Origin of the sequence: uncultured Candidatus Kuenenia sp., assembly GCF_900696675.1 — a bacterium.
Taxonomy (GTDB): domain Bacteria; phylum Planctomycetota; class Brocadiia; order Brocadiales; family Brocadiaceae; genus Kuenenia; species Kuenenia stuttgartiensis_A.
This window is the reverse complement of record NZ_CAADGZ010000005.1, coordinates 20,387-32,904: the sequence shown is the minus strand read 5'-3', so window position 1 is coordinate 32,904 and position 12,518 is coordinate 20,387. Positions and strand designations below refer to the sequence as shown.

The window sequence follows — 12,518 nt, the reverse complement described above, 5'->3', positions numbered from 1 at the left end:
CAATTTGATTGAATGCAGATATTGAGAATCGCAATGATGGATGCTATTCTATTTTTTTCAGTTCTTTTTCCACAACTGACGACGGCAATGGCATATATCCATCTTTTATCACTATTTGCTGGCCCTCATTGCTCAGGATAAATCTGACAAATTCTCGAATCAGAGGGTCAAGAGGCTGCCCCGGTTTTTTGTTAATATAGATATAGAGAAATCGTGCAAGGGGATAAGAACCGTTCAGCACGTTCTCTGATTTTGCCTCTACAAAATGCCTTCCCTCTTTCAACGCAACAGGCACGGTTTTGATACCCGATGTCTGATATCCTATACCGCTATATCCGATGCTATAACGGTCTTCAGTAATCCCCTGAACCACAGAGGCAGAACCAGGCTGTTCTTTTACCGTATTTTTAAAATCTCCTTTAAAAAGTGCATGTTCCTTGAAATAACCGTAGGTGCCGGAAGCGGAATTGCGCCCATAAAGACTTATCGGTTTTGACGCCCAATCTGCCGTCAGCCCAAGTTGTCCCCAGGTCTTAATATCTTCTTTATATCCGCCTCTTCTGGTACTTGAAAAAATCGCGTCTATCTGCGGCAGGCTCAGGCCTTTTATAGGATTATCCTTGTTTACATATACCGCCAATGCATCGAGCGCTGTTCTTATTTCTGTTGGTTTGTAACCATACTTTTTTTCAAATGCATCGATTTCCGTTGGTTTCATAGCCCTGCTCATAGGGCCAATCTGTGCTGTCCCTGAAATCAGCGCAGGAGGCGCTGTTGTAGACCCTTTGCCTTCAATCTGTACCTTCACGTTGGGGTATAACCTATTGAAACCCTCTGCCCAAAACGTCATGAGGTTATTCATGGTATCAGAACCGATGCTGTTCAGATTTCCCGAGACACCGCCTATCTTTGCATAGGATTTAATCTCCGGTTCAGCCGTTAATGGTTCTTCGGCATAGGCCGCACCTATTATTCCCCAACTTGCAATAGTTAACAATAACAATAATTTTTTCATCATTATAATCATTCCTCCTTAAATTATATGAGCGATATATTACTCGAATTTATATTGAAAATCGACTTATTTTTCTCCTTTTTAGAACATAATCTGGTATTGTACCCGTACCCTATTCTCCTCTTTATCCTCTTCTTCCCCCTCTGTTACAAGATGCCCGAAGTCCGCCTGAATTTTTGAGCGATGGCCGCGAAAGTAATAATTGACTCCAAAAGTATACTCTCGTTGAATATCATTTGAAATATCGTCATCGGGGTCTATCACGGAGTAACGTCCGGCAAGTTCCAGTTTTTTAGGTAATACAAAGTAACCAAGTTGCGTATGAAAGCCTTCTGATTCCAGGGATTCCCCGCCTGATTCAGGATCTCTTGACATAAGATAATATTCATTATTCCAGGAAATCCCTTTATATACTAATCCGCAATCAACTACACCCGTAATGTTGTCATAATCTTCCTCTTTAACATCTTTTCGTTTACCATTAAAGGCAACGGATGCGCCAATGGTTGCTTTTAATGTATCGGAATAAGCCAAATCGGTTTCATCATAATAGTTATACTTTCCAAACGGATTATACCGGGCGTTCAGAACAAACATAAGTTCATTGTCAAAATTTTCCTTGCCCTGAAACCAGTCCGCCTGATCCTCTCCCGCCCCCTGAAACACCGCTGCGTGATATTCCATATATCCATCAAAGGGTTTTCCATACAAATCTACACCGTAATCACGATCCTGGTCAAAAAACTCGCTGGCAATAGACCTTTCCTGAAGCAAAAGTGTTGCAGAGGATGCTAGCCGCTGCCTGTTAAACGGCACCTTAAAGTAACCAATTTTAGTGTTTAATTCATCAAAAGGCGTCCAGTACACGTAAAAATCTCTTACCCCTACGTCGAATTTATCCCCGTCTATACCAATATAATAATGCAGGTCTTTGCTGTAGATATTTCCGCCAAAGTTAAGCCTTGCACGGCGGATATCGATATTTTGTGTATCCGACTCGTCAAAATCATCGTCCTTGTCTTTATATTCATATTGCATTTGCAATAGTGCACCAATGTTAAGGGAATAATTGCCATCGGTCGTTCTGATACTTAAGGCTGATTTTTTATCGTCCGGCGTATACTCAACGATCATATCGGGCATGCCAACTCCCAAAATTTCTTTGGCCTCATCTGTGGAAAAATAGTCCTGCACTGCCTGCTTTGTCTCTTCTTTCACGACAACCTTGGTTTCCGTGCTGATTATCTCTATACGATTTTTTAAAACATCCATCTGTTCCTGTTGCCGTGCAAATGCCTCTTCCATCAGTTTTAATTGCTGCTTTAATTCTTCTACCTCACTTCTGGCATCGGTACTGGATTCTCCCTGTGCAAACACTATCGGAGATACACCGCCCATGCATAACACACAAAAAACAAAGAAATTTGGTAGCATAAAATTACGCCATTTACGGCCGATCATTTAAAATTTCTCCTTTTAAAAACAACACATATAAAATAAAAAAATACAAACTCTTTTCGGTTTCTCTATAGCACAATCATGCCTGCAACACGTCTTCTGTTATGTCTTTTTGTATTGTTACGATAGGCAACAGACTATAATGAAAACGCAAGGATTATAAATTACAAATATTAAGGCCATATAAAGAAATTATTAAGATTTTGTTAAGATTTTCCATGTATCAGAATTGCCAGAAAAGCGGGATTAACGCGACGGCCGTAATCCAGAGCATCAGGTTAAAGGAAAAATATTTAATGGTGAAATACGAAACGCGAAACAAATTCTAATTTTCAATTTTCAAATGTTCAAAACCAGGTTTTTTATTGGGATTTTGTATTTTTGAATTTGTATCGTATTTCGTACTTCGAATTTCGTATTTTTTCATCTTGCTTGTTTGGTTCTGGCTGCTATGCCACCTTGGGTGTAACAAGGTCAGGCAATGCTTGACATGACAATGAGAAAAGAATATATTCGAATACATGCATTAGTGTATATTGGCAGTGAAAATCTGTTTCTTATCAGTTGTAAAGAAAGGAATAAAAGGTGTGGGACTATTCTGAAAAGGTAAAAGACCATTTTTTGCATCCGAGAAATGTTGGCGATATCGAAAATCCGGATGCTGTGGGAGAAGTAGGCAGTTTAGCCTGCGGTGATGCGCTTAAACTGATGCTGAAAATAGATGCCGGGGGCGTTATATCGGATGTAAAATTTAAGACCTTCGGCTGCGGGAGCGCCATTGCCTCGGCAAGCGCCCTGACAGAGATGATAAAAGGGAAAACAATCGCTGAAGCAGAGAAGGTCGCTGATAGTGATATTGCAGAGTATCTTGACGGTTTGCCTGAACAAAAAATGCATTGTTCTGTTATGGGACGTGAGGCGCTGGAAGCTGCTATTGCGAATTATCGCGGGATAAAGCTGGAGAAAGCTGTTGATGAGGGAACAATTGTGTGTAAATGCTTTGGGGTAACCGACAATAAGATCGCTCATGAAGTCAGGGAGCATAAGCTGACGACTATTGACCAGGTAACAAACTATTGCAAAGCGGGAGGAGGCTGCCAGTCGTGTCATCCTCAAATCCAGGCTATTATCGATGAAATCTGGCACAAGGAAAAAGAGAAAGAAATTATTAAAAAGGTACAGAAACCCGTTAAAAAATTAACGAATATTCAAAAAATGAAGCTTGTGCAGGAGACGATAGAAAGGGAGATTCGCCCTGCCCTGCTGGCGGATGGAGGTGATATTGAATTGATTGATATCGACGGCGACCGGGTAATGGTTTCTTTCCGGGGAAGTTGTTCCGCATGCCCGAGTTCGGGAGTAACCTTAAAATCGACGGTAGAGGCTAAATTAAGAGAATTCGTCACCGATACGCTCATTGTGGAGGAGGTAATATCATGAAGGTTGTTTATGCGGATAACAATGCGACTACAAAGGTTGCTCCTGAGGTTTTGGAAGAAATGCTGCCTTTTTTTTCTGAATATTACGGCAATCCTTCCAGCATGCATATTTTTGGCGGTCAGGTTGCAAAGAAAATAGACAAGGCAAGGCAGCAGGTTGCGGACCTCATTGGCGCCGGGCCGGAAGAGATATTATTTACCAGTTGCGGCACGGAGAGTGATAATACTGCGATATTGGGCATCCTCCGGGCGAATCCGGGTAAAAAGCATATTGTGACGTCACGGGTCGAGCACCCTGCGGTTTATAACTTGTGTACATATCTCACCCAACATGGGTATCATGTCACAGAATTGGGGGTAGATAGAAATGGAATGCTCAATGTGGATGAATTGTCTGAAGCGGTGAGAGAAGATACGGCAATTGTGTCTATTATGCATGCAAACAATGAAACCGGCGTCATTTTCCCTATTGAGGAAGTTGCCGGCATTGTAAAACAAAAGGGGTCTTTTTTGCATACCGACGCGGTGCAGGCAGTAGGTAAAATACCGATAAATCTCGCTGATAGTGCAATTGATTTATTGACGCTTTCAGGGCATAAATTACATGCACCAAAAGGGGTTGGTGCCTTGTACATAAGGAAAGGCACATCCATCGCACCCTTTATTATCGGAGGGCATCAGGAGAAAAACCGCAGAGGAGGTACGGAGAATGTGCCTTCTATTATTGGACTTGGCAAGGCATGTGAACTGGCAAAAAAATTTATGCAGGAGGAACAGACAAGGGTAAAACAATTGTGCGACAGATTAGAGAGTGAAATTGTGGCAAAGGCCCCTGATGCGATAATAAACGGTTATAAATCTCCCAGGTTACCCAATACTACAAATATAAGTTTTGAATATGTTGAAGGCGAAGCTATTTTGTTGCTGCTTAATGAGAAGGGAATTTGTGCTTCTTCCGGTTCCGCCTGTACTTCTGGTTCACTGGAACCTTCGCATGTATTAAGGGCAATGGGCATTCCTTTTACCGCAGTACACGGTTCCATCCGGTTGAGCCTGAGCAGATATACGACAACAGACGATGTAGAATATATAATTGAACACCTTCCACCCGTTGTGAGGAGACTCAGGGAAATATCACCATACAACAGGGATTCTAAATTTCAGGGACACGTTTCTGCGGGTTATTGCTAGCGTAATCTATTAGACTACCGAGCGCGACTCGTTCCCAAACCTTGTGCTGAACATAGTGAAGTATCTGTTTGGGAACGTAATGGTGCTGGAAACTATGTGCGCGCAACCGAACGGTTGCAAACATGAACCCGCCTGGCCCGGGAACGAGATCTAAAAAACCAAAGTGTTAACAAAAATGGCAATCGTAACGATTGCCATTTTTGTTTTGTTTTTGTACTGGGAGAAGTTTTCTTACTCTTTATCTGATTTTACAATAATATATTGAGCGTATTCGCCGCGTTTCACAAGCAACAAAATGCCCTTTTTCTTGTCACCCTTCTGCACGGCGCTGTTAAATTCTTCCACGGTAGTTATTTTTTTACGGTTAACTTCCCTGATAATGTCTCCTTCTCTTATGCCTACCATTGCGGCAGGGCCTCCGGGCTGTACCGCGGAGACGATAATGCCTGTTTCATTTTCCAACCCCAGATTTTTTGCAATTTCACTTGTAATATTTTGCACCGTCATACCAAGTTCTTTTTCCGGCAATGTCCCGGCCGGCGCTGAAGCAAACAAATCGGAAGGTTGTTCGCCTATTTTTACTGTTAGTGTTTTTTCATTCCCTTCTCTCAGGACGGTTATCTTCACTTTTTTGCCTGCTTCCGTTTGCGCAACCGTATTGCGCAGGTGATTAACATCCCGTATTGGCTTGTCGTTAAACTTGATTATAATATCACCACGTTCAAGACCTGCTTCTTTTGCCGGGGAATTTTCCTGCACATCGCTGATGATAACGCCTTCTGCGATGGCTACCTCAAATGATTTTGCCAGATCCGGGCTGATATCCTGTATCGCAACACCGAGCCAACCACGCGTGACCTTCCCTTTCTCAATGAGGTCTTTCATGACGATTTTTACCATATTAACGGGTATGGCAAACCCAATACCCTGATAACCGCCGCTTCTGGTAAAAATTGCGGTGTTTATGCCAATCACTTCCCCGCTTAAATTGACCAGCGGCCCTCCGCTATTACCGGGGTTTATCGCTGCATCTGTCTGGATCATATCTTCGTACTGCGCAACACCAACATTAGCCCTTCCCATGGCGCTAATAACGCCCACGGAAACGGTCTGTGATAAACCAAAGGGATTTCCTATTGCAATAGCCCACTGCCCTACTTTAATGGAATCCGAATTCCCTAGCTTTGCAAAAGGCAAATCCTTTCCTTCGATCTTTACAATTGCTATATCCGTTTGCGGATCGGTGCCAACGATTGTGCCTTTAAATTCACGCCTATCTCCGAGGGCAACCGTTAGTTCGTCAGCATTTTCAACAACATGGTTATTGGTGACGATATACCCGTTTTCGCTGTCAACAATTACACCGGAACCTAGTCCCTGAACCTTGAAATCTTCTTCAGGATACCGGGGTTTTAAGTACTTGTCAAAAAAGTCATCTCCAAAAAAATCCCAAAAATCGCGAAATTGCTCCTGTTCCTGTCTCGGTTGAGGTTGGGGATGGTTACGGTCTCTCGGCATTTCACGCTGACGTTCTCTTTTGTGTTTAAAGCTTTTTACTGAAGTTATTGACACAACTGCAGGCTTTACCTGTTCCACCACTTGTGCGAAAATCTTCTCAAAGCTTTGTGCGGCTTCAACTACCGAAGTGTCGCTATTTGTCTTATTTGAAGCGAAGATGATTGATTTTTGGGGCAAACATAAATTTATGCCTGCAAATATCCCCAGAATGCATAGTATGCGTATACAGTTGCTTCGTGCTTTGTTCAACATTTATATGCTCCCTTTTTTTAAATGACTAACGTATAAAATACTGAGCTTCAATTCTATTTTAGGCAGTGTTTTTTGTCAATATAATTCAAAATACCTTGCAGGGCAAAAAGATGCGGACAGCCTTCCTAATTTCTTGCATTATTCTGTTTTCGCTGATATTATCTAAACAGTCATAATTTTCCATTCCGATAACATGCGCCGATATTATTCTCAATTATTTACAAACATCATCTCGCTACTATTGTTACCATCAATTTTTAAAGCAGCGCGTATGGCTTTTTTATGTAAGCACAGGTCGCCTCGTTCTTTCCGGGGAAATCTGAATAATCAATCCTTTCGGGTGTTTTATTTTAAAACTACCGGATACGCTGAATTCAACAATAAACAATGTGCATTTGTTCCTTAATAAAAAATTAAGAAAGGGTGTGGGTATGAAAAAGATTCATGCGGTTATTATTACAGGGATTGTAATCCTTATGTGTATTCAGGTGAAGGCATTTTCATCTGAAGTCTATTTTACTCCTGATGAAATTAAAGAGAAAATCCTTAGCGAGATAGACGCTTGCCGCGAATCTATTGATATTGCCACGAGAAACATCACTTCAGTCGATATAGTAAATGCACTTGCGAAGGCAAAGGAGAGAGGGGTAGAGATAAGGATTGTTATTGACAGAAAACGTTTTCTCTCGAAGGGGATACTATCACAATATTGCGGGGAAAACGGGTTTGCCGTGAAGATATTGATCCAGAAAGGTATTATGAACAATAACTATGCCATCTTTGATTCCAAACTGCTTGCAACAGGGTCTTATCTTTGGCATGAAAAAACAAGCAGGTTTAATTGCGAAAATGTCATTTTTATGGACAAAACTCCTGTATTGGTAAAATATCAAAGAGAATTTGACAGGTTATTTCATAAGGGTAAAGCCTCTCCTCTTAAAAAACAGACGTATATTGCGGAAGAAGCAGAGAAAAAGAGACCTGTAAAAGCGGTATCTGAAAACAGTGAAAAAAAGGCAGTTGAAGGAAAGGTGATAGCTTCAGGGTATGGCATAACAATTACAGAAAATGCGGATGGCTTTATTGATATGAATTTTGAGGAGTTTGATAAAATATTTGGGGTGATAAGCGATTTGTCGGATAATCAAAAGGAAAATTTGTGGCGGAAATGTGAGGGCAGAAAGGTTAAGTGGCGCGGAAGGGTCAAATATATTGGATGGACGATTATTAACGGATGGCTAATGAATACTACTCACGGACATACGAGTGTGGAAACAGACCTGAACCCTGAGCATAAGAAAAACTTTGCCGATGTTAAATATGGCAGTCTGGTAACGTACACAGGAGAACTTGCTTCGCTGGTAACAAAGGTATATCCTTATAAACTGAAAAACGGCAATGTAATCCGAATTGAAGACGATACTTCCAAACCATTAACAAAAGAGGAACTAACCGCTGACCCTTATACGACAGTTTTGTGTCAGGGACCCGGAAAAGAATATATAATAGAAACGCTTGCAGATTTGGAAAGTATGTTTGGCGAAGAGAGCGGTTTTTCCGCAGATCAAAAAAGGGACAAATGGGACAAATTTGAGGGCAAATACCTGAGCTGGATGGGGAAGATCATATACAAGCATCTGGCGGCAGAAAACGATTTGCGCATAGGGTTTGAACAACAGGAGGGCGGCCTGTGCAAATTAGAACTCAAGGTGAAAAAATCAAGAATAGATAATGTATCGGGATTTAATGAGGGTGATACAGTAATCTATCAGGGGATGCTAACCAAAAGGTGGGGATTAGATATCCCTTATATCATAGAAGATGGAGATATATTGACCTTCAAGTAACATGGTATGCGGGCAGGAGCACCATAAGCACTAAGTTGTTTTTGATATTTTTCAGATGGAGTCCAATACGAAAGTCGGCAGTCGGCAATCGAATATTGAACAATTAAACTGGATTTATTTAACAGGGTGAAATATTCGTTATTCATTCGCGTCTATTAGCGTGTATTCGCGGTTAATAAAGTAACCGCGAATACACGCTAATAAACGCGAATATGGAAATTTCATTACACGGTTAAATTAATCCGTGGTTTAGTTGCTTTCTGTTTTTTGCAATGAGGAGATGGTAGTTATGGCAAAAAATGTATTCATAATAAAAAGTCTTCTTTTTTTCATGCTTGCCGTGCTAAACACAGTAGCGTTTGGGGAAGAAAATTATGAAGAGTGTATCAATAAGGGGAATATCCTTATACATAAACAGAACTATCAGGATGCGCTTCACGAGTACGAACGCGCCATTTCCCTGAAACCCGATGCGCCGGAGGCATGGTATAACAAAGCAGCCGTACTTGATTATATGGGTGATTTTGAAAGAGCCATAGAAGCCGCTGATATGGCAGTTCAATCGAAACCTGATTACTGGGAAGCGTGGTATATGAAAGGAAGGGCTTCAGACCACACAGGAAAATATTATGAGGCAATTAAGGCATTCGACAAGGCATTAGAAATAAAACCGGATGCTTTGATGGTTTTATATAACAAGGGAAACGTACATGACCACATAGGCGATATCGAAGCATCGGTAAAGACGTATGACTCTATCCTGAAATTAAAACCTGATGAATATGAAGCATGGAATAATAAAGGATTGGCATTGGCGAGAATTCCGGAAAAAAGGGGCATAGCGCTGGAAGCTTATGATCAGGCAATAAGAATAAATCCGGTATATTATGAAGCCTGGATTAATAAGGGAAACTGTTTCGTTAGGTTGCGCAGGTATGGCGAAGCGATTGATGCATACGATACCGCAATAAAAATAAGGCCTAAGGAACATGCGGCATGGGCGAATAAAGGCTTTACACTCGCTGACATGGGAAAACATGAAGAGGCCGTAGACGCTTTTAATAAAGCAATTGAGCTGAGCCCGGGTTCGTATGCAGCATGGAATGGCAAAGGACTCGCATTGGACTCACTGTCCAGATACGAGGATGCCCTGAAAGCATATGAGAAGACCATTGAGATACAACCGGATTCTTATGGGGCATGGACAAATATGGGGTTGACCTTGTCCCGTTTAAAAAGACATGATGAAGCCGTTGCTGCATATGAAAAGGCATTGATAATACAGCCTGATTCGTATGAAACAATGACGAATAAAGGCTGCGAATTGTTTCACCTCGGAAACTATGTTGAAGCAATAAAGGCATTTGACCGGGCAATAGAATTGCAGCCGGATTACGCGGAGGCTTGGAAAAACAAGGGAAATGCCCTGGCCAGGATGGGGTGGCTTGAAGAGGCGACAGAATCATTTGCAAAGGTAGGACAAATTATTACTGATGAAGAAGCTGTGAACGTTCCCCGTTTATCAAAAATCAAACTGGAAGCGTTACAAAACAACGGCATTGCACTTATCCGTCTCAACAAGTATGCTGACGCCGTAAACGTTTACAATAATGCGTTACGGATTAAAAATGATGATTTTGATGTATGGATGAATAAAGGGATTTCCCATTCATTTTTAAATGAATACGAAGAGGCGTTAACCGCCTTTGATAAAGCGGCGTTATTAGAAAGCAATGCATATGAAGCATTTAATTACAAAGGGTACGTATTGGAAGAAATGGGAAAATATCAGGAGGCACTTGATGCTTATGACAATGCGCTCCGGTTAAAACCAGACTTTCCTGAAGCAATGAACAATAAGGGACTTTTGCTGGATAACATTGGCAATCACGAAGATGCTGTAAAAATGTATAACAACGCACTACGTATCAACCCCGATTTTGACGCAGTATTATTTAATAAGGCCTGCGCACTTTCATTGCTATCAAGAAAAGAAGAAGCCCTTGATTCATTAGAGAAAGCGGTGCAATTAAATCCCCTGCATAAGAATGCCGCCCGCAACAGCCCTGATTTTATAAAATATAAGGGAGATGCCGGCTTCGGGAAGATTGTAAGTGAATAGTATGGTCAAATAATATAATAATGGTTTTTTGTAACCCTTCGGCTAAGCTCACTACGAAGCCTGAACCACACGTTTTATACTTTCAAACCAGCCTTCGATTAGCACTACAAATTCAAAATTCGCAACACTTTAGCTTCCGGATGGTTGAAAGGTTAATTTGAGTATTTTTTTTGTATTGCCAGTAACCTTAACGCTGTTATCCAGACATATTCCGACGATCCATACCGGTTTATTATTCATAGCAATTATAGGTATGAGGCTGCGTTTTCCCTGGGGTATTTTTTTATCGATAAATAGTTTTTTCACTTTCTTACTGCCCCGAGTTCCCAATGGAGAAATGGTATCTCCGCTATTTCTCTTTCTTAAGAGAAGTGGTTCTTTAACGCTTTCGAAATCCAGTATCTCTTCATATCTTGTTTTCGTTAATATAAATTTTTCGAGCGACACATCCTTACTCTCCGGAAGCTCTGCGGTTAAACTGCCAAGACCCACAATTTGGGTTGTCCCGGGTATTTTCAAGGGAATCTCCGGTAATTCTGTAAATGTTTCCCGGGAAAACCCCTTTTCTAAAAAAAGCCTTCCCCGCTCATACCGTAAGGTAATTTTACCCGGTAATTGGAATTTCCTGGCATTCCCTTTTTGCGCCAGACCTTCGAGTATCATGGAATAATGTCCATAATGTATGGCTTTCAGAGGGATATGCATTACGTGCAACAATTTCTGCAGCAGCAGGAATTGCAGAATTTTTGGTTGTTTCAGGAGAAACCCGGCGTTAAGAACATATGCATTGTCTGGTTCTTTCACAATGGCGTTTTCAAATACTGATTCGCATGCTGCAAGGAGGTATTCATTGTTTATCGTAAGTATCTGCGATAATCGGGACAGGGCGTTTTTTATATTAGGATTGTATTTATGTTCCAATAAAGGAATGAGTTCATGACGTATCCTGTTCCTCGTGTATTCCTTTTCATAATTAGATGCGTCGACCCGGTATTTCGTCTTATCTTTATTGAGATATTCGAGAATCTCTTTTTTCCATGCAAATAACAGAGGCCGAATGATCAACTGCGGCGTACCCGGAGATAACAGACGTTTAATGGGTATTCCTCCAAGACCGGGAGCGCCGGTTCCCCTGATTATTCTGTGGAGAATGGTTTCTGCATTGTCATCGGCATTGTGTCCGGTTGCTACATGAGAAACATTGTAGTTTTGCGATGCCTCGGAATAAAATGTATATCTCTCTTTGCGTGCCATTTCTTCCAGCGAAAGTTTGGTTTCTGAAGCGATCTTTCCGATATTTACCCTTTTTGAAATAAATGGCAGTGAGAGTTTGTTTGCTAAATCCTGGACGAATTGTTCATCTTCTTCTGAAAAATCACCACGAAGCTGATGATTAAGGTGCGCCACATATAATCGCAAACGCAGGTTTTTTGCAGCATTAAGAAAATGAAGGGTTTTCAGTAGAGCGACAGAATCAGGCCCGCCGGAAACACCGACAATGACTGAATCATCTGGTTGAATAAGCTGGTATTTACAGATAATTTTGAATATGTTTTCGACAAATGGATACAGTTTCATAATTAATGGGAAGAAGACACTATTCTACTGTTTTTGGTTAAAATAGGATATAAGCATCATTTGATGAGAACTATATCCCTTCCCCCCTAATAAATCAA

Annotated in this window: 8 protein-coding genes; 4 read left to right on the top strand and 4 right to left on the bottom strand. The window is 41.2% G+C overall.

What is annotated here, in order from left to right; translation table 11 throughout:
* Positions 1-43: 43 nt before the first annotated feature.
* Positions 44-1,018 (bottom strand): PstS family phosphate ABC transporter substrate-binding protein, encoded by a 975-nt coding sequence (locus QZT26_RS01795; RefSeq protein ID WP_099324101.1) that lies wholly within the window; start codon positions 1,016-1,018, stop codon positions 44-46.
* Positions 1,019-1,096: 78 nt separating this feature from the next.
* Positions 1,097-2,476 carry a porin gene (locus tag QZT26_RS01790; protein WP_295100198.1) on the bottom strand — a complete coding sequence of 460 codons (1,380 nt, stop codon included), beginning with the start codon at positions 2,474-2,476 and terminating at the stop codon, positions 1,097-1,099.
* Positions 2,477-3,058: 582 nt separating this feature from the next.
* Here QZT26_RS01790 and nifU point away from each other — a divergent pair.
* Both nifU and nifS read left to right on the top strand, forming a co-directional pair.
* Entirely contained in the window at positions 3,059-3,913 is an 855-nt protein-coding gene (nifU, locus tag QZT26_RS01785; RefSeq protein ID WP_099324103.1) for a Fe-S cluster assembly protein NifU, read from the top strand.
* Positions 3,910-5,103 carry a cysteine desulfurase NifS gene (gene nifS / locus QZT26_RS01780; protein WP_099324104.1) on the top strand — a complete coding sequence of 398 codons (1,194 nt, stop codon included), beginning with the start codon at positions 3,910-3,912 and terminating at the stop codon, positions 5,101-5,103. Before nifU ends, nifS begins: the two co-directional genes overlap by 4 nt.
* Before the next feature lie 231 nt (positions 5,104-5,334).
* Here the strand turns inward: nifS and QZT26_RS01775 are convergent, their stop codons facing one another.
* A complete protein-coding gene (locus tag QZT26_RS01775; RefSeq protein ID WP_099324105.1) occupies positions 5,335-6,873 on the bottom strand; it encodes a DegQ family serine endoprotease in 1,539 nt (512 codons plus the stop codon).
* A 431-nt stretch (positions 6,874-7,304) separates the two neighbouring features.
* Here QZT26_RS01775 and QZT26_RS01770 point away from each other — a divergent pair, with 431 nt between their 5' ends.
* Entirely contained in the window at positions 7,305-8,720 is a 1,416-nt protein-coding gene (locus QZT26_RS01770; protein ID WP_099324106.1) for a phospholipase D-like domain-containing protein, read from the top strand.
* 289 nt (positions 8,721-9,009) lie between these two features.
* A complete protein-coding gene (locus QZT26_RS01765) occupies positions 9,010-10,842 on the top strand; it encodes a tetratricopeptide repeat protein (RefSeq protein ID WP_169703550.1) in 1,833 nt (610 codons plus the stop codon).
* A gap of 129 nt (positions 10,843-10,971) precedes the next feature.
* Here QZT26_RS01765 and tilS read toward each other — a convergent pair whose 3' ends face one another.
* Positions 10,972-12,420: a tRNA lysidine(34) synthetase TilS gene (gene tilS / locus QZT26_RS01760; RefSeq protein WP_099324108.1), complete on the bottom strand. Its 1,449-nt coding sequence runs from the start codon at positions 12,418-12,420 to the stop codon at positions 10,972-10,974.
* Positions 12,421-12,518 lie beyond the last annotated feature (98 nt).